Origin of the sequence: Amycolatopsis nalaikhensis, from assembly GCF_030264295.1 — a bacterium.
GTDB classification, from domain to species: domain Bacteria; phylum Actinomycetota; class Actinomycetes; order Mycobacteriales; family Pseudonocardiaceae; genus Amycolatopsis; species Amycolatopsis nalaikhensis.
Genome location: NZ_CP127173.1, coordinates 3,511,026 through 3,532,871 on the forward strand (window position 1 = coordinate 3,511,026; position 21,846 = coordinate 3,532,871).

Below are 21,846 nucleotides of genomic sequence, written 5' to 3' on the forward strand. Positions count from 1 at the left end.
ATCCATCCACCTCCTCGCTCTCTCGCCCGGACCATCGACGCGGGTACTCCGACCGTTGCACGGATCATGGAGTGGCGTCCACCACGTTGCTCCATAGTGGCCTGGACCGCTGGTTTGAGGCGGGCCCGATACACTGTGAGCGGCGCTTCGGTGCCAGGCCGCTATAGCTCAGCTGGTAGAGCATCTGTCTTGTAAACAGAAGGTCAGGGGTTCGAGCCCCCTTGGCGGCTCTTCAAGGGTGTACCCGGGTCCCGGCCGGTAATCCGGTTGATCGAACCGCGGCTGCCGTGGCACGTTGCCGACAGCATGAGCTCGTCACCCCGATCCGCGGGAGCCGCATTGACCGTCGACACCAGCCCGGCGATCGATGCCGCGCTGGCGAGGCGTCTGGTCGACACCCAGTTCCCGCAGTGGGCCGGGCTGCCGCTGCGTCCGCACAGCCCGGCGGGCTCGGACCACGTCATCTTCCGACTGGGCGAGCAGCTGGCCGTCCGGCTGCCGCGGCACGCCGGTGCGATCGCGCAAGCGGCGAAAGAAGCGGAGTGGTTGCCACGCCTGGCTCCGCGTCTGCCGCTGGCCGTTCCCGAACTCGTCGGGGTGGGGGAACCGGACTTCGGCTACCCGTGGCCGTGGGCGGTGTCGCGCTGGCTGGACGGCGAAGTGGCGACCGTCGACGCCCTGTCCGGCTCGCACGAGGCCGCCGAGACGCTCGCCGAGTTCCTGACCGCGCTCCACGCGTTCGACGCCGAACCGGCCGCGGACCTCATCGGCCGCCCGCTGGCCGCCCGTGACGCGGCGACGCGGTCCGCCATCGCGAAGACCGGCGACGCGTTCGACACCGCCGCGTTGACCGCTCTGTGGGACGCGGCCCTCGCCGCCCCGGACGGTCCGTCGCGCTGGTGCCACGGCGACTTCCACACCGGCAACCTGCTGACCACCGCCGGCCACCTCAGCGCCGTCATCGACTTCGGCGAGTTCGGGGTCGGCGACCCGGCGTGCGACCTGATCGTCGCCTACACCCTCCTGTCACCCGGCACGCGAGCCACCTTCCGCGCCGCGCTCGATGTGGACGACGCCACCTGGACTCGCGGCCGCGGCTGGGCCTTGGCCACCGGGTTGACCGCCTATACCTGCTATGCCGCCGTCAACCCGCGCGTCGCCGCGCAGACCACCCGCCAGATCACGGAGGCCCTCATCGGATGAACGACGTCGCCGAGCTGAACCACCCGCCGGAGGTGTTCGCCGTTTCCGGCGAGCACACCTCGACGACCTTGGCGGAGCACGTCCACGCGCTGGCGGCCGTCGGTGAGCAGGCGTGGGCGGAACACATCGACCCGCGCTCTCGGGCCGTCTCGCTCGCCGAAGTCGAGGAGGGGCTTCGGCCCGTTCCGCGCGAGGTCGCGGAGCGGAAGCTCGCCAGGCTGACGGCGGGCAGTCTCGTCTACAGCTACGACCTGCTCGGCGACGAGCGGGCCCGGCAGGTGGCCCGGGAGGTGGTCTCCCTGCTCGCGGACGACGCGGAGTGGTGGGCCAACCAGGACCCTGGTGAAGAGGACTCGTGGTGGCCCGTCACGCGGTGCACGTTCGACGGGGTTGTCGCCGGGCGGGATCGGGAACGGTTCGTCGTGGTGCTGCAGCTCGGCGAGGACTAGGACGCGAGCAGGTCCAGGCCGAATCCCACCAGCGCCAAGCGCACCGCGAACCACTTCACCTGGCTGCCGGGTGCCTTCGCCAGCCCTTTCGCGAACAGCCGGAGCAGGCCCGCGATCGGTGCCGTCCGAAGCCACAGGCCCGCTCGGAAGAAGCCGCTCCCGCCAGGTGTCTCCTCCGCCGCATTGGCGGTGCCGATGGCGATCAGGCCGGACGCGATGGCGCCGAGCAGGAGGAAGCCGGAGGCCTTCGCCGCTTGGTCCGTCAAGCCGAGAAACCCCACGTACACCGGCGGGACCAGCAGGAGGAAGGCCAAGAACCAGAGGAGCCCCCGGCGAACGTCGAGGCTCTTGCGTTCGGCGGTCTTCGACCACTCCTCAGCCGGGAGACGTTCCCGCAGGAACTCGTCCACCGCGGCGGAGACGAAATCCCGGTGCTCGCCGCACGCCGGGTCGCCCGGTTTTCCGCGGCTTTTCGCGCACTGGTGGACGTTCGGCAGCTCGGCCAGGGTCGACGCGTGCCAGGCGTCGACTTCGGGCTGCCGGAACGGCGCCGCCAGCCGAGGTGGGCGGCTCTGGGCGACCTTCACCTCGGAAGGAAGCATGGTTTCGGCTGCCTGGGGAACGTAGTTTCTTTGCTCGAAAACGATGCTGTCGCTGAGCTTTTTCCGAAGGGTGGCGACGGGAAATGCCTTGACCGTTTTAGCTGCTTGTGTCAGCAATTCTTGGCGTCGCCTGGTCAAGGCGTCGCTCTTGGCTGTCAGCCGCTCCGCGCCGATGATGTCGAGGACCACCGTGAAACCGGCGACGTACTGCATGACCTTGCCGATCCGCCCCCACGCGCGCGCCGACAACCCGGCGACCACCGTGTCGCCCGTCGTCTTGCCGCTCAGCCACAGCCCGGCCAGGTTCCCGATCTGCTTGAGGTGGAAGAGCACGTAAACCACCACGGCGAGCACGGTGGCCCGGACGAGCCACCGGCGCACCGCGTCACTCCGCACTGGTACCGACTCTGAGGATGATCCGCAGCAGCGCGTCCTGTTCTTCCTTGTCAGCGCGCGCGAAGCCGGGTGAGGCGACGACGGCGCGGCGAAGGTCGTCCGGGTCGGCGGTGCCCGTGGCGAACCCCGCGACCTTGGACACGTCGATCGGGCCTCGGCACTGTGTTTCCACGCGATCTCTCCTGCTCCTGCTCCGGGTCTGTCCCTCGTTATCGCGCTGTGACCCGCGGCGTTACGCCCCTCGCCCGGTCAGGTGAAAAATGCGTTGCGGCGTCGGTGGGTGGCGGGGAAGATCTGTTTCAGGCGAACGAAAGCGGCGAGCGGGTTCGTCATTGTGAATGCTTTTTTCCTGCGCCTGTCTCGGCCGCACTCGATGCGGGCGACGCGGGTGCGCCCTTGTAGCTCAGTGGACAGAGTGGCGGTCTCCGAAGCCGCAGGTCGCAGGTTCGACTCCTGCCGGGGGCACGTGGCAGCACACGGCGCGTTGGTCCAGCGGTACGGATCCCCGGTTTTCACCCGGGGGACCCGGGTTCGACTCCCGGACGCGCTACGCACCACCACGGGGGACGCGCCGGAGCGCGGGTGATCCTTGCGCGATCGCCTCGGTGGGTTCGACACCCACGTCTTCCACTGTGGCCGATGCCGAAGGAGACGAGGCCCCGGGCTGTGACCCCGGGACAAGCCGGTGCGAGTCCGGCCGGCCACCCCACGCGCGCGGCTCGGCAGCCAGCGGGGCCTCATAACCCCCGCCGACGTGGCTCGGCACCACGGCGCGCGACCACCCCGGAACTGTCGGTCCCCCGGGCTACCCTCCCGAGGAAACCCTGGGAGGGACCCATGACCACCACGCACACCCTCGAAACACCCGAGGCCGACATCGTCTACGACGTCCACGGCCCGGCCCCCGCCGACAGCCCGCGGCCGCCCCTGCTCATGATCGGGCAGCCGATGGACGCCTCCGGCTTCCGCACCCTCGCTTCCTTCTTCCCCGAACGCACCGTCGTCACCTACGACCCGCGCGGCCTCGGGCGCAGCATCCGCAAAGACGGGCGCGAGGACCACGTCCCCACCGTCCAGGCCGGCGACATCCACGCCGTCATCGAAGCCCTCGGTGCCGGGCCCGTCGAGGTGTTCGGCAGCAGCGGCGGCGCCATCGCCGGGTTCGCGCTCGTCACCGCGCACCCCGAGTCCGTCAGCACGTTCGTCGCCCACGAGCCGCCGCTGGTCGGGCTGCTGCCCGATGCCGCGGCCGCCGAACGCGCCGGGAAAGGCGTCCGGGATGCCTACCAGGCCAACGGTTTCGGCGCCGGGATGGCCGCCTTCATCGCGATGACGTCGTGGAAGGGCGAGTTCACCGACGACTACTTCGCGCTGCCTCCGGCCGACCCCGCCCAGTTCGGCATGCCCACCGAAGACGACGGCCGCCGCGACGACCCGCTGATGACCGAACGCTCCTTGGCCGTCACCGCCTACCGGCTCGACGTCGACGCGCTCGCGAAGGTGCCGACACGGATCGTCGTCGGCGTCGGGGAAGAGTCGCTCGACGTCATGACCGGGCGGACCGCCCTCGCCACCGCCGCCGCGCTCGGGCAGGAAGCAGTCGTGTTCCCCAGCCACCACGGCGGCTTCATGGGCGGCGAGTTCGGCTACGCCGGGCAGCCCGAAGCCTTCGCGAAGAAGCTGCGCGAGGTCCTCGAAGGCTGAGCCGACTCGAGGCACCTCGCGGCTTCGGCATGCGCACAATCAAACAGGTGGTTGACACAGTCGTATGACTGATTGATTATCGGCCCATGGAGAGACTCAGGTGGTGGGCGCTGGCGGTCGCCGTGCTGGCGGTGCTCGTGGACATGATCGACAACCAGATCGTCGCGGTGGCGCTGCCGACCATTCAGCGCGAGCTGGGCACCGGCGAAGCCGCGCTGCAGTGGATTTCGGCGGGCTACGCGCTGGGGTTCGCCGTCACGCTGATCACCGGCGGGCGCCTCGGCGACCGCCACGGGACGAAGAAGCTGTTCGTCGCGGGCATGGTCGTCTTCACGGCCGCCTCGCTGGTCGCGGGCCTCTCCGGGCACGTCGGCGTGCTGATCGCCGCGCGGGTCGCCCAAGGCGTCGGGTCCGGGCTGATGGTGCCGCAGGTCCTCTCGTTCATCCACGCGGAGTTCGGCGAGCGCGAGCGGCCGAAGGCGATGACCTGGTACGCGGCGGCGTTCCCGGTCGGCGGGCTCGCCGGCCCGCTGCTGGGCGGCGCGCTGACCGAAGCCGACCTCTTCGGCACCGGCTGGCGGGCGATCTTCCTGGTGAACCTGCCCATCGGGCTGCTCGCACTGGCCGGTGCGCTCGTCACCATGCCGAGCCGGCCGGGCTTCTTCCGGCACCGCATGGACGCCGTCGGGCTCGCCCTGCTGACCGCCGCGCTGTTCGCCGTCTTCTACCCGCTCGTGCAGGGCCGCGAGCTGGGCTGGCCGTGGTGGACTCTCGCGCTGCTGGTGGCGGCGATCCCGCTGTTCGGCGTGTTCGCGCTGCACCAGCGGGCGCGGTTCCGCCGCGGCGGCGAACCGCTGGTCCCGCCGGACCTGCTGCGGTGCCTCGCCGGGAGCCAGGCCGTGCTGCTCTGCGTGAACACCGGGGTCGGCGTGTTCTTCGTGCTGACGCTGCACCTGCAGCTCGGCCTCGGGTTCTCGCCGTGGGAGGCGGCCGTGACGTTCGCGCCGTCGACGCTCGGCATCGTCGCGGGCAACGTCCTGAGCATGAACCTCGCCGCCCGGTTCGGCCGGGCGTTTACCGCGGCGGCGGTCGGGGTGCTGCTGGCCGGGCTGGCCGCGATCGCGGTCCTGGTGCCGTGGCTGGGTCCGGCGTTGACCGGCTGGGTGCTGCTGGCACCGGTGATCGCCGTCGGGCTCGGCATGGGCGCGGCGCTGAACGCGCTGTTCACGGCGTCGATGTCGGCGATCCCACCGGAGCGGGCCGGAGCGGCGTCGGGCGTCGTGAACACGACGGTCCAGCTCGGCACGGCGACCGGCATCGCGTTGTCCGGCACGGTGTTCTTCGCCCGCCTGGAAAGCGGCTACGCGGCGGCGACGGCGGGGGCGCTCGCGGTCAGCTCGGGCGTGCTGGTGCTGGCCCTCGCGCTGACGGCGGTTCAACCATCTGTGCGGCAGAGTCAACCAGTTGGCTGACGTATAGTCGCGGCGTGACCGCGTCGAAGCCCCGCCGTTCGCCGAAGCCCCAAGAGCGGCAACGGGATCCGGAACGCACCCGCCGCCTGATCCTCGAGGCGGCGGGCGCGGAGTTCGCGGCGAAGGGGTACGCGGGCGCGCGGATCGCGTCGATCGCCGCGCGGGCAGGCGTGAACCAGCAGCTGATTTCCTACTACTTCGACGGCAAAGAGGGCCTGTACAAGGCGATGTCGGAGAAGTGGGCGGAGCGGCAGCGTGAGCTGGTCGCCCCGGAGATGCCGCTGTCGGAGCAGCTGCGGCGCCTGGCGCTGGAGGGCGCGACGAACCGCGACGGCATGCGCCTGGTGGCGTGGTCCGGTCTGGAGTACGAGGGCCCGGAATCGGACCCGGACCACGGCCCGCGAGCGCAGCGCCTGACGCCGACGGTGGAGCGGATCGAGGCGCTGAAGGCCGAGGGACGCCTGCCGGAGTGGATCGACCCGCCGTCCTTCACGGTCCTGCTGATGGCGGCGGCGATGGCCCCGGTGACGTTGCCGCACGTGGTCGAAGGGCTGACCGGGACGGATCCGGCGTCGCCGGACTTCGTGCGGGGGTACGCCGACCAGCTGGCCAAGCTGGTCGAGCACCTGGAAGCCTGACGGCTCACTTCGCCAGCCGGTTCCGGTAATCGGCCTCGCCGAGGACGGCGGGGTTGAGCGTGACCCGATACTCGGCGGCCTCCGCCCACCAGTGAGCCGCCGCCTGCCGGTCGCCGCGCCCGGCGGCCGTGTTTCCCAAACCTGTCAACGCCCGCGCACGCTCGTACTCGCTCCCTGCGTCGTCCGCGATCTCCGCCGCGAGGCGGTAGCGGCGCTCGGCGTCGGCCCACTGGCCCGCCCGGAAGTGCACCCACGCCTCACCGTTGACCGACATCGCCTGGTCGACCGGCAACTGAGCGAGGGACGTCGCCTCGCGGGCCGCGGCGATGGCTGCCTCGAACCGGTCCAACGCCGCCGAGGCGAGGGCGATGCCGCGGAGCGCGATCACCACGTTCCGGGTGCGCCCGGTCCGCCGGTAGACCGCCAGCACCGTGGTCAGATCGGCCACCGTCGACTCCGCTTCGCCGCGGTACAGGCGGGCCCAGGCCAGGCTGGACAGTGCGTCGATCGCGCCCCGGTCGTCGCTGGCCAGCGCGAACTGCTCCTGCGCCTGCTGATGAAAACGGATCGCGTCGTCGCTCCGGCCCGCCTCGATGTGCGCCATGCCCAGGTTGTTGAGGATCATCCCGGTCGCGCTCAGGTCGCCGGCGGCTCGCGCGGCTTCGAGGGCGCGCTCGTGCGTCCGGATCCACGGCTCGAACAGCTTCTCGCGGAAGAAGAACGCGCGGAGGACGAACGCGAGCTGCCAGCACCGGTCGTGGATTCGGTGCCGGGCCGCCAGATCGACGATCTCCCCGAGCGTCGGCCACTGGGCGGACAGCCAGGCGAGTGCGCCGTCGGCGTCCGTGAAGGGAACCGAGGACGGCGCGGCCAAGCCGGTGACCGGGCGGAATCGGTAGGGCTCGGCGAGTTCGTCGGCGGCCACCGCCGTTGCGAGGACGTGGTCCACGAGCCTGTGCACGGCCGGTTCACGATCATCCGGCTCGACCTCGGGAAGAGCGTGCTCGGCGGCGAACGTGCGCATCAAGTCGTGGAGCTCCACGTAGCCCCGTTCGTCGCGGACGACCAGGTGGGCGTCGTGCAACCGATCGACCAGCCGGTCCGCCGCGCCGGGACCGAGACCGGCGAGTGCCTCGACCGCCGCCGTCTCCGCCGCGGTCGCGGGGTGGAGCGCGAGCAGCCCCAAGAGCCGTCGCTGGTCGGCGGGCAGTGACGCGTAGGAGACGGCGAACGCGGTGGCGACGCTGCGTTCGCCGTCATCCAGGGCAGCGAGCCGGGTCGTCTCGTCGGCGAGCCGGTCGCGCAGCCCGGCCGCTGTCCAACCACCGGCGACGAACCGGGCGGCGACGATGCGCACCGCGAGCGGGAGCCGCCCGCAGTGCCGGGCGATCTCGGTCGCCACGCCGTCGTCAGCCGGAGCGTGGTCACCGGCGACGGACCGGAGCAGGCGCACGGCGTCGCCGAGCGGCAGCACGTCGACCGGGAAGTGCCAGGCGTCGTCGAGGGCGGGCAGCCGCCCCCGGCTCGTCACCAGGATCCGGGACGACGTCTCGCCGGGGACGATCGCGCGGATCTGTTGGGCGGACCGGACGTTGTCGAGCACGAGGACCATCCGCCGCCCGCGCAGCTGGTCGCGGACGAGGTTGCCCAGGCCGTCCTCGTCGGCGGGGAACTGGTCGGCCGAGACGTCCAGCAGCCGCAGCAGCCGGCGCAGGGCCTCGCCGGGCGAAAGCTCGGCGGCTCCCGGGGTGTGGCCCCGGAGGTCGAAGAAGAGACAGCCATCGGGAAAGGCGTTCGCGACCCGCCTGGCGGCGGCGACGGCGAGTGCCGTCTTACCGGCGCCGGCCATGCCGTGCACCACGCCGACCGGGGCGTCGTCCAGGCTCAGCAGCCGCGCGGAAAGGGCGTCGAGCTCGGCTTCGCGGCCGACGAAGTACCGGCCGGCGTCCGGCAGTCCGACGATGCCACCGGCGTTCCGACGCACCGGCTCCGCGACCAGGGCGAGCAGTTCGCCGTTGGCGTTCAGGGCGAGGTCGCAGGCCTTGGCGAGGTCGCGGTTGACCCGGGCTTTGCCGTTCTCCACCTTGCTCAAGTAGCCCTTGGTGAAGTGGGCGGCCGCGGCGAGCCCGGTCAGAGACATGCCAAGCGACGTGCGTCGTCGTTTCAATTCCGCTCCGAAGTCCGGCATCGGTACATCATCCTGTGTCGGGGGAACAGTGGGAAGGTCGGCCGGCGGCCCGGGCCCGCCGGCCTGTTCCGGTCAGCCCAGCAGGGAGACCAGCTGGTTGAGCACGATGATGAGGTGCGTGTGCATCGCGTCCACCTTTCCGGATCGCACTCGCCGGCATTTCCGTGCCGCGAGTTCCTTGGTCGCCGAAGGATTTCGACGTCACCAGCATCACCGGAGAAATTCGAAGAAGGCAGACGTTTCCTGTTGCCCCTCAAGGGAAAACCGCGCCGAGCGCTTCGACGTGCACTGTTTCCCGGTTTCGGAAACGGCGGAGAAACGGACGACGACGTCGTGGTGGCCAGGAGAGGTGAGTAGACTTCCCCGGCAACGACCAAGACGGAGGTGGCGGCTTGGCTGGGCAGGCGGCCGAAGCGAAGATCAAAGCGCTCTCAGCGGAGCTGAAACAGCTTCGGAAGGGGCTGGGTGTCCAAGCGAAGAGCGTCCCCGACGTCGCCGGTGAACAGTTGCGCGAAGTATGCGGTGTCCGAGAGGAAGACAGCCCGGGAACTGTCCGTGCCAAGGTTGTCGAGACGCTTCGCCGCTTGATCGAAAAGCTGCCTGAATCGCAGCGGGAAACCGCGCGGATCGTCCTGGGTTTCGGCACCGCCGCCAACGAGCGCTACACCCGGCGGCTCGAGTTGCTGGGCTCGGGAGCCGACCGCAACGTTCGCACGATGCAGCGCCGGGCCGACGATGTCATCTACCTGATCGCGGAGGCCGCGTACGGGGTGCCGGCACCGTTCGGGGGATGGTCGGCCGCCGGCGCGGACGGTCCGTGGCACACGTCGGCGCTGGCGGTCCGGTTGACCCTCACCGGCGCCGCCGCCGAGGTGTTCGAGACCCGCGAGGTCGTCAGCCACGTCGCCGGGCTCACCGACATCGAGCACGCCATCTCCCTCGCCCGGCCCGCCAGCACTACCGGGCGCGCGGACCTCTCCGGCCTCGGAATCGATGTCGTCGCGGGTGGCGAAGTGCATTCCGTGCGGATGGTCAGCTCCAGCCGGGTCGCGTTCAGCCTCCGGCCGCCTCGGCCCCTGGACGCCGGCGACCAGCACGAGTTCTTCTTCCGCATCCGGCTGGCCGAGCTGCCTGCCCCCTTCTACTGCTGCACGCCGGAATTCCCCTGCGAGAGCTTCGATCTCAACATCCGGTTCGACCGGCGGGAGCCACCTCAGCGCGTCTGGCGCATCGACGGCGACTTCTCCAAGGACGCCGGGGATCCGCTGCCGGCGCGGAAGCCGCTCTTCCTCGACGCCTCGGGTGAGGTGCGCACGGGGTTCCGCGACCTCCACCCCGCGCGGTCCTACGGCGTGGGCTGGCAGCCGGCGAGGTGAACCGCCGGTCCGCCCGCCTCCCGTCGCCGCGTCGTCGGCGGCCGCCGCGGGTGTGCCGTGCGGTGTGCGCGTCATGCTCCTCCTCGTCGCGGTCCGCTTCTCCCACGATGCCGCATCGGCGCCGAAACCGTCTCGGCGAATAAGCGACAAAAACACGACAGTTCGGCCCGGCTGTCCGGCGGCAACCGAATAGGGGACTCGTCTGGTTTGCGGTCACCATTCGAAAATGGTGACGATCCGGTTAAGCGGTGCGGTGCCGGTAACACCGCGCCGACGCCTGGCGACTGCCTGGTGTCCGTCTCCGATCGGCGGATCCCGGAAAGAAGACAGCACTCTTCCCGGTGGTAACGGAAACTATTCTTCTGCCGACATCGGTGGTCGTCGCGCATTTCCGCGAGACCAGCAGTGCATCGCGCATCGGCACCGAGGAGGAAAAATGGGCGTGAGCCTGAGCAAGGGTGGCAACGTTTCGCTGACCAAGGAGGCGCCCGGCCTGAGTGCGGTCACCGTCGGCCTCGGCTGGGACGAGCGCACCACCAGCGGTGAGGAGTTCGACCTGGACGCGAGCGCCATCGCGCTCGGAGCGGACGGAAACGCCTTGTCCGACAAGCACTTCGTGTTCTTCAACAACCTGGCCACGCCGGACGGTGCGGTGCGGCACACGGGTGACAACCTCACGGGCGGCGGCGACGGGGACGACGAGCAGATCACCGTCGACCTCGCGGGCCTGCCGGCCGAGGTCGACAAGATCGTGTTCCCGGTTTCCATCTACGAGGCGGAATCCCGCGGTCAGGCGTTCGGACAGGTGCGCAACGCGTTCATCCGCGTCGTGAACCAGGCTGATGGCGCCGAATTGGCGCGGTACGACCTTTCGGAGGACGCGTCCACCGAAACCGCGATGGTCTTCGGGGAGCTCTACCGCAACGGCGGCGACTGGAAGTTCCGGGCCGTCGGTCAGGGCTACACCTCGGGTCTGGCCGGTATCGCCAAGGACTACGGGATCCACGCCGCCTGACCGGCGCAACCGCCGGATGGAACGCACGGGATACGGATGTGAAATGTTGCTGAAGACATTCGGTGGTTCGTTCGCGATCACGGCGGCCGGTCTGGTACTGGCCTTCCTCTACGGCGGGACGCTCGGCCTGGCCGTCGTCGCCGTGCTCGCGGTCCTGGAAATTTCGCTCTCCTTCGACAACGCGGTGGTGAACGCCGGCGTGCTGGGGCGGATGAGCCGGAAGTGGCAGCGGCTGTTCCTGACCGTCGGCATCCTCGTCGCGGTCGTCGGGATGCGGCTGCTGTTCCCGGTCGTGGTGGTCTGCGTGACTGCGAAGCTGTCGCCTGGTGAGGCCTACCGGCTCGCCATGGCGGGCGGCGACATCCACACGCCCGGCACCTACGCGTCCGTCCTGCACGAGGCGCACCCGGCGATCGCCGCGTTCGGCGGCGTTTTCCTCCTGATGCTCTTCCTGAACTACATCTTCGAGGAGCGAGAACTCACCTGGCTTTCGTGGCTGGAACGCCCGCTCGCGCGGATCGGCCGGCTGAAGCAGGTTTCCGTGGTCGTCGCGGCCGGTGCCCTCTTGCTGGCCGCGGACTTCCTCGCGCCGGCGGGAAAGCCCGTGAGCGTGCTCGTCTCCGGCGCACTCGGCTTGATCACCTACCTCTTGGTGAGCGGGCTGAGCGAGCTATTCGACCCGGACCAGCCCGTGGCGGGCGACGGCGGTGGCCGGCGCGGCGGTGCGGTGGTCGTCGCCGGCAAAGCGGCTTTCGCGCTGTTCCTCTACCTCGAGGTGATGGACGCGAGTTTCAGCTTCGACGGCGTCATCGGGGCGTTCGCCATCACGTCCGATCCGGTCGTCATCGCGATCGGTCTCGGCATCGGCGCGGCCTACATCCGTGCGATGACGGTGTTCCTGGTGCGCAACGGGACGCTCAACGAGTACGCCTATCTCGAACACGGTGCGCAGTGGGCGATCGGCGCCCTGGCCGTGCTGCTGCTGTGCACCATCCGGTACGAGGTGCCGGAGATCGTCACCGGGCTGGTCGGCGTCGGGTTCATCGGCACGGCGCTGGTGTCCTCGGTCGTCCGCAACCGGCGGCTGTCCCGGGGCAAACCACCGGCCACGGACCTCGCTGCGGGCTCGCCCCGGCTCACCTCGGCCCACTGACCACCGCTCTTCCCTCGATGAAAGGACTTTGAAATGACCGTGACACTGAGCAAGGGCGAGCGCGTCTCGCTGACCAAATCGAACGGGCACACGCTCACGCGCGTCCGGATGGGGCTCGGCTGGGACGCGATGCGGAAGCGCGGTTTGTTCGGCAGCCGGCCGCAGACCATCGACCTCGATGCCTCCGCTCTGCTCTTCGACGCCGGTGACCGGCTCGTCGACCAGGTCTGGTTCAAGCAGCTGACCAGCACCGACGGCTCGGTGCGGCACACCGGTGACAACCTCACGGGCGAGGGGGAAGGCGACGACGAGTCGATCCGCGTCGACCTCGGGCGGGTACCCGTCCAGGTCACCACCATCGTCTTCACCGTCAACTCCTTCACCGGTCAGGACTTCTCCCAGATCGAGAACGCGTACTGCCGGCTCGTGGACGAAACCAACGAGGGCGAGATCGCCCGGTACGACCTCTCGGGATCGGGCAGGCACACCGCGCAGATCATGGCGAAGCTCACCCGAGAGCCCGACGGCTGGGCGATGACCGCCATCGGGGCGGCGGCGACCGGCCGGACCTTCCGTGACCTCCTGCCCACCGTGTCCCGGCACCTCTGAACGCGTCGACGACCCAGAACCCAGGAGGTGTTCCGATGTCGGATCTCGAGCTCGGCGGGCCACCGTCGACGCCGGTCGCGGCGCAGCCGTCCGGGAGCGGATTGTTCCTCGCGCCACCGGCCCCGGTCCGGGTCGTCGAGCAGCAGGAGGCGGCCGGCGCCGTGCCGATGGACCCCGCGAAACGCGCGGAGCTGCGGCAGAAGGCCCGCGCGTTCGTCGCGGAGCTGGCCGAACTGGACTTCCACTCCCCGGCGTACGCCCAGCGGATCCAAGGCATCACCTCGATGGGCGACCGGGACATGCGGGCGACGGCGGGGATGTCGAACCGGATGCTCGACCGGCCCGCCGCCAAGCTGCCGGGCCGAGGCGGGCACCGCGACGACGCGCAGACCCGCGTGTCCGCGACGCTCATCGACCTGCGCGCGACCATCACCGAACTCGACCCGAACCGGGCCGACCTCAAGGGCGTGCGCAAGCTGCTGAAGTTCCTCCCCGGCGGTGACCGCGTCGACCGCTACTTCGCCAAGTATCAGACCGCGCAGTCGCACATCGACGCCATCATCCGGTCGCTCGACTCCGGCCAGGACGGCTCCGCAAGGACAACGCGAGCATCGACACGGAGAAGGCAAACCTCTGGGCCGCGATGGGCAAGCTCACCGAGTACAACGAGCTCGCCGGTGCGCTCGACGCCGAGATCGAGCGCAAGGTCGCGGACCTCGAGGCGCTCGGGCGGGCCGAGGAGGCGGACACCCTCAAGTCCGACGCGCTGTTCGGCGTCCGGCAGCGACGGCAGGACATCCTGACCCAGATGGCGGTCGCCGTGCAGGGGTACATGGCCCTCGACCTGGTCCGCCGCAACAACGTCGAGCTGATCAAGGGGGTCGACCGGGCGCAGACGACCACCATTTCGGCATTGCGCACGGCGGTCATCGTCTCGCAGGCGCTGGCCCGGCAGAAGCTCGTCCTGCAGCAGGTCACGGCCCTCAACGCGACGACGTCGGACCTGATCGAGGCGACCTCCCGGCAGCTCCGGCAGCAGGGCGCCGAGATCAACCAGCAGGCGGCCTCCGCCACGATCGAGATCGGGAAACTGCAAGCGGCGTTCGACAACGTCTTCGCGACCATGGACGCGCTGGACACGTTCCGGGCCCAGGCGACGGACTCGATGGCGGACACGGTGGCGGCGCTGCAGGGCCAGCTCGACCGGGCCAAGCCGTACCTCGAGCGCACCCGGCGGCACGAGGGCGCGGGGTGAACCGATGGCCTGGTTGCGCAGGGAGGGGCCCGGCCCGGCGCCCGCCGAGTCCCCGCCCGACTACACGCCCGAGGCGTTGCGGACCGAACTGGCGTCGCTGATCCGGTTCGTGAACGCGCGCTCGGGTCGGCTGCCGCCGTCCGCTGTGGTCACCGCGCGGGAGATCACCGACGTGCTGACCGAACTGGCCGGCGAGGACAAGGCGTCGGACATCCGCACGCGGGTGGCGGTCGCGGGAATCGTGACCGATCACTTGCCGACGACCTTGGACACCTTCCTCCGCCTGGACGACACCGCGGTCGGGCCGTCCGCGTCGCTGATCGAGCAGCTCGAATCGCTGCTCGACGAGGTGATCTCGGTGCGGGACGCCGAGCGTGTCCACGCCACGGACGCCCTGCGCACCCAGGAGATCTTCCTCCGCACGAAGTTCTCGAACTCCGATCTGGACCTGTGATGGCTGCTTTGAAACGTGGCTCGAACGTCGAGCTCACCCGCGAAATCCCGGATCTGCCCGGCGTCGTCCTCGGTGTGCGCTGGGAGGTGGGCCCGGAGCCGGCTCTCGCCGAGAGCCTGGTCGTGGCCGCGATCCTCTGTGACCACGCACGCCGGGCCCCGTCGGCGGAGCATTTCGTCTTCTTCAACCAGCTGACCGAGCCGAGCCGATCGGTGGCGATGGCCGGAGACGACGATGACCAGGTCGAAGTCGTGTTCGCGGACGTACCCGGCGAAGTCTCGCGGATCGTCGCGGTGCTGTACGTCAACGAAGGCAACGGCCTGCGCCGTGGGCTCGGCCGGCTCCGGTCGCTGACCCTGCGCGGGCTCGATCCCCGGGACGACCGCGAACTGGTCCGGTCGGAGAACCTCGCGCCCGCGCTCGACGGCGAGACGGCGTTGGCGCTGGGCGAGGTCTACCGGCACAACGGCGGCTGGAAGTTCAAGGTGCTCGGCGAGGGCTACCGGTCCGGCATCGCGGCGCTCGCCGAGGACTACGGAGTCATCCGATGACACTCGACTTCACCACGCCCAGCCGGGCAGCACCGCGCACCGACCTGCCCTTCCTCCGACGGCGCCACGCGGCGACGCGCCCGGCGCCCGGTGCCGTGTCCTTGGACCTCACCCTTACGCCGGTAGTGCCGGACACGCGGCCCTCACCACCGGTCCACCGCACCGGCCGCCCGGGGCGACCAGTGGTCCGGTGCCGCTCCGGCAGCCGCCTGCAGCTGGGGCCGAAGACTCCGGCGGTGACGCTGGACCGCCTGCAGAGCGCGATCGGCTCGCTGACTGTCGAGGCGGTGTGCACGGCGACGGCGCCCGCACTGGCCTGCACCTACGAACTGGCCGACGACCGGTCCGCCTTCCTCGGCTCCGGAACGTCGGCGACACGAACCCCGCTCCTGGCTGTACGCAGCCGATCGGTGTCCGCCGACCTGCGGCAGGTCCGGCAGCTCGTCCGGTTGGTCGTCATGGCGGATTTCCCGACAGCCGGGCCGACCGGACTCCTCGTCGTGTCCACATGGGACGGCGCCAGGCTCGAACTCCCGCTCGGGAATCCCGGAGGCGCGCGCGTGACGGTGCCGCTCTCGATCCACAACGTCAGCGGGGAGCTGGTTCTGCGCGCGGAGCCGGAGGAAGCGTTTTCGTCACCTCGGGCGGCCGCCGACGCGTTCGGCTTCCACCGGATCAGCTGGCTGGACGAATTCACCAGCGCGGGAGGTGCGGCGTGACCGGGTCCTACGACATCTTCCTCAGCTTCACCTGGGCGGACAGCGTCGAGGTGAACGCGCTGCAGGACGCCCTCGAGGCAGCCGGCCTCCGGGTCTTCCGCGACCGGGAGATCGAGCGGTTCGAAGGAATCACCGAGAAGCTCGACGCCGCGCTCGCCGGGTCGAAAGTGCTGCTCGCCTACTACTCACGCCGGTTCCCGACCCGGTACGCGTGCCAATGGGAACTGACATCGGCGTTCCTCGCGGCGCAGCGCCTGGGAGACCCCCGGCGGCGGGTGCTCGTCGTCAACCCCGAGTCCGATGGCAACCACATCGCCCCGATCGAGCTCGAGGACGCCGCCTACGCCGGCCGGCCGCGGAACGACCGGGAACGCGCGAAAACCGTCGAGCGGGTGGCCGAGATGGTCCGGGCCGCGACCACTCCGCTGGGCGCGGTGCGCAGCACGGCACCGTTGCTGCCCCGGCTGTTGCGGCCGCGGCGGTTCGTCGGCCGGTACCGGCAGCTCTGGGCGATCCACAGCGCCTTGCACGCCCGCGAACTGCCGGCCACGACGCCGAGGACGTCGGCGGCACTGGCCGTCGTGCGGGGTTTCGCCGGTCTCGGGAAGACCAGCTTGGCCGAGCAGTACGCGTTTCTCTTCCGGGACGCCTTCCCCGGCGGGGTGCGGTGGCTGGGCCTGTTCGGAGAGGACGACCCCGTCGGGGCTCTCGCGAGGTTCCACGGGCAGCTCCGCGCGATCGCCGACGACCTCGGCGCCGACGTCGGTGACCTGCCGCCGGACCAGGTTCGCGCCGTCGTCGCCCGGCGCATCGAAGCCGCTCGCGAACCGCAGCTGTGGATCATCGACGACGTGCCGTCGGAGTTGCCCGCCGACGTGCTGGACCAGCTCGTCATGCCGACGTCGTACGTCCGGACCGTGCTCACCACGAGGTCCGGCAATCCGGACTGGGCCGCGCCGGTCGTCGAGCTGGGGGGTTTGTCCGAAGACGAAGCTTCCGCGCTGTACACGGAGATCGTCGGGTCCGCCGACCCGGAGGAACTCGCGGCCGTGCGGCGGCTGGTCGAACGGTGCGGTGGTCACCCGATCGTCCTCACGAGCGTGGTCACGGCGTACCGCGACCGGCGGGGCGCGGTCGGCTTCGCCGATGCCCTCGATTCGATGCCGACCGCCGCCGCGGACGTTCTGCGGCGAGCGATCGGCGAATGCACGCCGACCGCGCGGCGGATCCTCCGGATCGCGGCCGCGCTGTCCCGTGCGCCCGTGCCACCGGATCTGGTGCGGCGCGTCCTGCCGGAGGACAACGTCGCTGATGCGGTGGCCGAGCTCAGCCGGCGTGCGCTGCTGACGAACCTCGGCACGGAGTGGGACGTCCACGCGCTGGTTCGCGAGGCCGCGGGCCTCGACGACGCCCTGACCCGCGAGACCGCGTCGGCCGTGCTCGCTCTGTCAGGCGGCGCCGATCGGTTCCACCAGCACGCCGCGGCACTGGCCCGGCACGACTGCGTGCCCGCGGACCAGCGAGCCCGGTTGCTGCGGGCCGGGCTCGACTGGTTCCGCGGTCAGGGCGACATCGTGGCCGCCCGGGACGCGGCGAACCGGATCCTCGCGGTGGACGGCGTGGCCGCGGCCGACCTGGTGGCCGCCGGCGCGGCACTGGTCGACGCGGGCGACTTCGCCAAGGCCGTCGAGGTCTGCCGTCCACTCGTGGATTCGGAGGACGCGTTCCGGGCGCGGCTCGTGTGCGCTCGTGCGCTCGACCAGCTGGGCCGGTACGCCGACGCGGACCCCGTGTGGCCGGACGTCGTCCCGGAATCGTTGCCGGAGGGGGAAAAGGCCGAAGCGCGGGTCTCCATGGCCGTCGCGAAGCGGATGCGCGGACGTTTCCGCGACGCGATCGAGCTCCTCGGCACCAGGGACGCGGACCCGCGAGCCCGGCTTGAACTGGCCCGGCTCCGGATCATCACCGGCGACCTCAAACAGGCGCGGACGATCGCCGAAGCGATCATCCGTGAGCACGACACTCCGGACCACGAACGCCACCCCCTGCGGCTGGAGGCGATCGGTGTGCACGCCGAGGCCGAAATGTCGCTGGAGCTCATCGAACTCAAGGTGCGTGACGAGAACTGGGACGCGCTGGAAGCGCAGTTGCGGTCCGCTCATGACAGCTTGGCCGGGCTGCTGGGGAAGAGGAGCCCGCTGGCTCTGGCGGCCGGCGTGCGGTGTGCGCGCACGTCTGTCACCCGCGGCCGTCCGAAGCGGGCTTTGCGGGAATTCGCGGAACTGGACGAGCCGGTCCGCGACGTCTTCGGCGAGCACCACCCCTTGCACCACTGGCTGCGCTATTCGACCGCGCAGGCACACGGTCAGCTCAAGCAGTACGACGAAGCCGTCGCGATCCTGCGCGACCTGCTGGAAAACCAGCGGAACTCGATCGGGCCGCACCACCCGGACACCATGCGGACCCAGCTCGACCTCGGCATCGCCCTCGCGATGACCGGCCACAAGCGAACGGCGGTTCCGCTCGTCGTCGAGGCCGACCGACGGATCGGTGAATCCCTCGGCTGGCAGGCCGAACTCCGGAACCGCGCCGGGGTCACCCGGGCACTCATGAACCTCCCGCCGTTCGCGTGGCGGCTCTTTGCCGGTTTCGACGAATTCTTCGGGAAAAAGCCCGAAGACTGAATCTTTGGAGGTCTGGACATGGAGAAGCCGTTGGGCAGCCGGTACCGGCTGGGCGACCTGCTCGGTACGGGTGCGATGGGGCGGGTCTTCGCCGGTTCCGACGAAGAAGGGCGGACCTACGCCTTCAAGGTGCTGCGGGACGAGCTCGTGGAAGACCCCGAGCTGGTAGCCAGGTTCCTGCAGGAACGGTCCATTCTGGTCGGACTGCGCCACCCGAACCTCGTCGGCGTGCACGACCTGGTCGTCGAGGGGGAGACCGTCGCGATCGTGATGGATCTGGTCGGCGGCGGGGACCTGCGTGCCCGCCTCAACGCCGAGAAGACCTTGCTGCCGGCCGAAGTCGCGCGCATCGGGGCGGGGGTGGCGGCGGCGCTCGCGGCCGTCCACCAGGCCGGGGTGGTGCACCGCGACGTCAAGCCCGAGAACGTCCTGATGGACGGCACTGTGCCGCGGCTGACGGATTTCGGCATCTCGCGGCTGGCGACGGCCACCGACCTGGGGCGCCGGTCGCTGCTGGTCGGAACTCCGCAGTACCTCGCTCCGGAACTGGGCAAGGGCCTCGAAGCGACACCCGCGTCGGACCTGTACTCGCTCGGCATCCTGCTGTACGAGCTGTGCTGCGGGGTCACCCCGTTCGCCGGGCAGTCGACGTTCGCGGTGATCCGGTCGCACGAGAGCGCGATGCCGGGCCGACCGGCCGGCGTGCCCGACCAACTGTGGGACGTGCTCGCCTGGATGATGGCGAAACGACCGTCCGAACGGCCCGAGACCGCCCAGCAGGTCGCGACGATCCTCGACGGGCTCGTCCTGGAGCTGATGAACCAACCACTCGTCCTGCCGCTCACGTCGCCGCCACCCCCGGTGCCCCTCAACGAAACGGGCCTGGGCGCGGAAACCGTGTTCGGCACTGCGCCGCCTCCGCCGCGCAGGCCCGTCGTGACCGCGTCTCCGAGCACGAGCGCCGGAGTGGATGTGGCTCCGCGCAAACGCCGCCGTAAGGGCCGGGTCGTGCTGACCCTGGTCGTCGTCCTGGCCCTGTTGGCCGGTGGCTGGTTCGCCTTCCGGCCGGCGCGCGGCGGCACCACGCCGTCGGCGATCGCCCCGCCGACGACCTCCGCCGTCGCCGCACCCGTGTCCGCGGCGAACTCGCCGTCCGTGACGGCGACGGCGAAACCCAGCGTGATGCCCGGGGTCGTGGGCAAGAAGCTCGCGGACGCCCAGGACGCGCTGCCGGGCATCCAGGTGACCACTGTGGACAAGATCGATGCGACGGCCGCCGACGGCACCGTGATCGCGCAGGACCCGGCGGCCGGGGCCGCGATCGGTGACACGGTGACGCTCACCGTGGCGCGCCAGGCCCAGGTCGTCTACCTCGACTCCGTCCACGTCGCGGCCGGTGACTGGAGCAACGACGTCCAGAACACGAACATCGCCGGGAAGAACTACCTGCACGCAGTGGGCGCCGACGTGTACTACGGGACGAGCGCCCAAGGCGTCGAGTACAACATCTCGAAGGGTTTCCGCCGGTTCACCGCCACCGCGGGCATCGACGACAACGCGGTCGACTCTTCCCTGAAGATGCAGCTCGAAATCTTCGCCGATGGTCGCGAGACCTGGGCAGCCGGAACCCGACGCTGGTCAACGGCGTTCCGGTCGCCGGGCGGGCACCGATCGGCGACGGCGACCGGATCACGATCGGAGCCACCGAATTCCGGGTCGACGGGGACACCCTCGTCACCGTCGGCGGCGGGCGGACCCGGCTCGTGGCCGACGACGTCGGGTTCGCGGTCGGCGGCCGGTCCTTGCTCTCGGGTGTCTCGCTCGACCTGCGGCCCGGGCAACTGGTCGCCGTCGTCGGACCGTCCGGCGCGGGCAAGTCGACCCTGCTCAAGGTGCTGTCGGGCGAGGTCGCGCCGACGAGCGGGCGCATCACCTACGACGGCTACGACATGCACCGGCAGCGGTCGGCCGTCGCGCGGCGCGTCGGGGTCGTACCGCAGGACGATGTCGTCCACACGCGCTTGACCGCACGCAGTGCCCTGTCTTACGCGGCGAGGTTGCGGCTGCCCGAGGACACCGGCGCGGCGGATCGCCGTCGCCGGGTAGCCGCGACGCTGACCGAAGTCGGGCTCACCGGACACGAGCGCACGCCCATCCACCGGCTGTCCGGCGGGCAGCGCAAGCGGGTGTCGATCGCGCTCGAGCTGTTGACCGCACCGTCGCTGCTGATGCTGGACGAGCCGACCTCCGGCTTGGACCCGGCGCTCGACCGGCAGATCATGGGCCGGTTGCGCGAGCTCGCCGACGCCGGCCGGACGGTCGTGGTGGTGACCCACAACGTCACCCACCTCGACGGTTGTGACCTCGTGCTGTTGCTGGCGCCGGGCGGGGTCCCGGTGTTCAGCGGACGGCCGGCGGAACTGCGGGCGCGGTTCGGCACCGCCGACTGGGCGGACATCTTCCACCGGGTGGTTTCGGGGAAGGCACCACCGCACCAGCCGCCCGCGGTGGGGCCGGAGTCGGCGCCCGAAGCGGCCACCGAGCCGCCGCCGGTCCACGCCGGATTGGGGCACCAGGTCGGCACGCTGGGTGCCCGGCACCTTCGGCTCATCCTGGCCGATCCCGGGTACGCCTTGTTCCTCCTGCTCGTCCCGGTCGTCTTGGCGGTGCTCGCCCTGGCGGTGCCCGGCCACGAAGGGCTGCGGCGGTCCGTGCCGGACCACCCGGCGGAGGCCGCGCAGATGCTCGTGCTGGTCTTCGTGGGCGCGGCGTTCATGGGTGCGGCGGCGTCGGCGAAGGAAGCCATCACCGAACGGGCGATCTTCCTCCGCGAACGGGCCGTCGGCCTCCGACCCGGCGCATACGCGCTCGCCAAGGCCGGCGTGTTCACGCTGGTCGCCGGCGTGCAGTCCGCGGTGCTCGTCGGCGTCGTCACGACGGTCAAGCCGGGGCCGGCTTCCGCGGTCCTGCTGCCGCGCCCGGTCGTCGAACTCGGCGTCGCGGTCTGGTTGACGGCCCTGGCCTCGTGCCTGTTCAGCCTGCTCGGCTCGGCACTGGTGCGCTCGACCGAGCAGACGACGCCCGTGCTCGTCGTGACGGTGATGTCACAACTCGTGCTGTGCGGCGGGATGATCCCGGTGGCCGGGCGGCCCGTCCTGGCCCAGCTGTCCTGGCTGGCCCCGGCTCGGTGGGGGTACGCCGCCGGAGCCGCCACCGTGGATCTCCAGCAGAGCGGGCCGCCGGATGATCTGTGGACCCACGACTGGCCGTGGTGGCTCGCCTCGGCAGGAGCCTTGCTGATCTCGGCGGCGACGTGCACGGCGCTCTTCGCGATCCGGACGAGGCGGCTCTCCGCGGGGCGGCGAACCGGCTGATCAG

Annotated in this window: 17 protein-coding genes, 4 tRNA genes and 2 pseudogenes; 20 read left to right on the plus strand and 3 right to left on the minus strand. The window is 70.6% G+C overall.

The genetic code is table 11. The features are described from left to right. The first annotated feature begins 157 nt into the window (after window positions 1-157). The 3 genes from QP939_RS17445 (at window position 158) to QP939_RS17455 (ending at window position 1,652) form a co-directional block, all read left to right on the plus strand. Window positions 158-230: transfer RNA gene (locus QP939_RS17445), tRNA-Thr, on the plus strand. Between the two features lie 109 nt (window positions 231-339). Then, entirely contained in the window at window positions 340-1,203 is an 864-nt protein-coding gene (locus QP939_RS17450) for an aminoglycoside phosphotransferase family protein (protein WP_285457833.1), read from the plus strand. Further along, a complete protein-coding gene (locus QP939_RS17455; RefSeq protein WP_285457834.1) occupies window positions 1,200-1,652 on the plus strand; it encodes a hypothetical protein in 453 nt (150 codons plus the stop codon). Before QP939_RS17450 ends, QP939_RS17455 begins: the two co-directional genes overlap by 4 nt. Here QP939_RS17455 and QP939_RS17460 read toward each other — a convergent pair. Both QP939_RS17460 and QP939_RS17465 read right to left on the minus strand, forming a co-directional pair. Further along, a complete protein-coding gene (locus QP939_RS17460) occupies window positions 1,649-2,635 on the minus strand; it encodes a hypothetical protein (protein ID WP_285457835.1) in 987 nt (328 codons plus the stop codon). The two genes, QP939_RS17455 and QP939_RS17460, sit on opposite strands and share 4 nt — an antisense overlap. Window positions 2,636-2,639: 4 nt before the next feature. Next, complete coding sequence (locus tag QP939_RS17465) at window positions 2,640-2,822, minus strand: hypothetical protein (protein WP_285457836.1); 183 nt, start codon at window positions 2,820-2,822, stop codon at window positions 2,640-2,642. Window positions 2,823-3,042: 220 nt separating this feature from the next. Between QP939_RS17465 and QP939_RS17470 the strand changes: the two genes are divergently transcribed. The 6 genes from QP939_RS17470 to QP939_RS17495 all read left to right on the plus strand — a co-directional run bounded on the left by QP939_RS17470 (window position 3,043) and on the right by QP939_RS17495 (window position 6,464). Further along, window positions 3,043-3,115: transfer RNA gene (locus QP939_RS17470), tRNA-Arg, on the plus strand. Between the two features lie 13 nt (window positions 3,116-3,128). After that, a tRNA-Glu gene (locus tag QP939_RS17475) sits at window positions 3,129-3,200 on the plus strand. Between the two features lie 82 nt (window positions 3,201-3,282). Then, window positions 3,283-3,359, plus strand: a tRNA-His gene (locus QP939_RS17480). Window positions 3,360-3,487: 128 nt separating this feature from the next. Continuing rightward, entirely contained in the window at window positions 3,488-4,354 is an 867-nt protein-coding gene (locus QP939_RS17485; RefSeq protein ID WP_285457837.1) for an alpha/beta fold hydrolase, read from the plus strand. Between the two features lie 86 nt (window positions 4,355-4,440). Then, window positions 4,441-5,826: an MFS transporter gene (locus tag QP939_RS17490; RefSeq protein ID WP_285457838.1), complete on the plus strand. Its 1,386-nt coding sequence runs from the start codon at window positions 4,441-4,443 to the stop codon at window positions 5,824-5,826. A 14-nt stretch (window positions 5,827-5,840) separates the two neighbouring features. After that, window positions 5,841-6,464, plus strand: coding sequence for a TetR/AcrR family transcriptional regulator (locus QP939_RS17495; RefSeq protein ID WP_285457839.1), 624 nt, complete (start codon window positions 5,841-5,843; stop codon window positions 6,462-6,464). Between the two features lie 4 nt (window positions 6,465-6,468). Here the strand turns inward: QP939_RS17495 and QP939_RS17500 are convergent, their stop codons facing one another. Then, entirely contained in the window at window positions 6,469-8,652 is a 2,184-nt protein-coding gene (locus tag QP939_RS17500; RefSeq protein WP_285457840.1) for a helix-turn-helix domain-containing protein, read from the minus strand. Between the two features lie 584 nt (window positions 8,653-9,236). Here QP939_RS17500 and QP939_RS17505 point away from each other — a divergent pair. From QP939_RS17505 to QP939_RS17555, 11 genes and pseudogenes are all read left to right on the plus strand, one after another. Then, a complete protein-coding gene (locus QP939_RS17505; RefSeq protein WP_285457841.1) occupies window positions 9,237-10,028 on the plus strand; it encodes a hypothetical protein in 792 nt (263 codons plus the stop codon). A gap of 226 nt (window positions 10,029-10,254) precedes the next feature. Continuing rightward, window positions 10,255-11,043, plus strand: coding sequence for a TerD family protein (locus QP939_RS17510; protein ID WP_285457842.1), 789 nt, complete (start codon window positions 10,255-10,257; stop codon window positions 11,041-11,043). A 43-nt stretch (window positions 11,044-11,086) separates the two neighbouring features. After that, window positions 11,087-12,196, plus strand: a complete 1,110-nt coding sequence (locus QP939_RS17515) for a DUF475 domain-containing protein (protein WP_285457844.1) — start codon at window positions 11,087-11,089, stop codon at window positions 12,194-12,196. A gap of 33 nt (window positions 12,197-12,229) precedes the next feature. Beyond that, window positions 12,230-12,805 (plus strand): TerD family protein, encoded by a 576-nt coding sequence (locus QP939_RS17520; protein WP_285457845.1) that lies wholly within the window; start codon window positions 12,230-12,232, stop codon window positions 12,803-12,805. A gap of 317 nt (window positions 12,806-13,122) precedes the next feature. Then, window positions 13,123-14,060, plus strand: a pseudogene (locus tag QP939_RS17525) (toxic anion resistance protein). Window positions 14,061-14,064: 4 nt separating this feature from the next. Continuing rightward, the gene (locus tag QP939_RS17530) at window positions 14,065-14,514 is read left to right on the plus strand and encodes a hypothetical protein (protein ID WP_285457847.1); all 450 of its coding nucleotides are present in this window, start codon (window positions 14,065-14,067) and stop codon (window positions 14,512-14,514) included. Continuing rightward, window positions 14,514-15,065 carry a TerD family protein gene (locus QP939_RS17535; protein ID WP_285457848.1) on the plus strand — a complete coding sequence of 184 codons (552 nt, stop codon included), beginning with the start codon at window positions 14,514-14,516 and terminating at the stop codon, window positions 15,063-15,065. Before QP939_RS17530 ends, QP939_RS17535 begins: the two co-directional genes overlap by 1 nt. After that, window positions 15,062-15,784: a hypothetical protein gene (locus tag QP939_RS17540; RefSeq protein WP_285457849.1), complete on the plus strand. Its 723-nt coding sequence runs from the start codon at window positions 15,062-15,064 to the stop codon at window positions 15,782-15,784. Before QP939_RS17535 ends, QP939_RS17540 begins: the two co-directional genes overlap by 4 nt. Beyond that, complete coding sequence (locus QP939_RS17545; protein WP_285457850.1) at window positions 15,781-18,468, plus strand: tetratricopeptide repeat protein; 2,688 nt, start codon at window positions 15,781-15,783, stop codon at window positions 18,466-18,468. The genes QP939_RS17540 and QP939_RS17545 overlap by 4 nt, the downstream gene beginning before the upstream one ends. Window positions 18,469-18,486: 18 nt before the next feature. Next, window positions 18,487-20,103, plus strand: a pseudogene (locus tag QP939_RS17550) (protein kinase domain-containing protein); the annotation flags it as partial. After that, window positions 20,103-21,842 carry an ATP-binding cassette domain-containing protein gene (locus QP939_RS17555; protein ID WP_352252656.1) on the plus strand — a complete coding sequence of 580 codons (1,740 nt, stop codon included), beginning with the start codon at window positions 20,103-20,105 and terminating at the stop codon, window positions 21,840-21,842. The pseudogene QP939_RS17550 and the gene QP939_RS17555, both read left to right, overlap by 1 nt. Window positions 21,843-21,846: the final 4 nt, after the last annotated feature.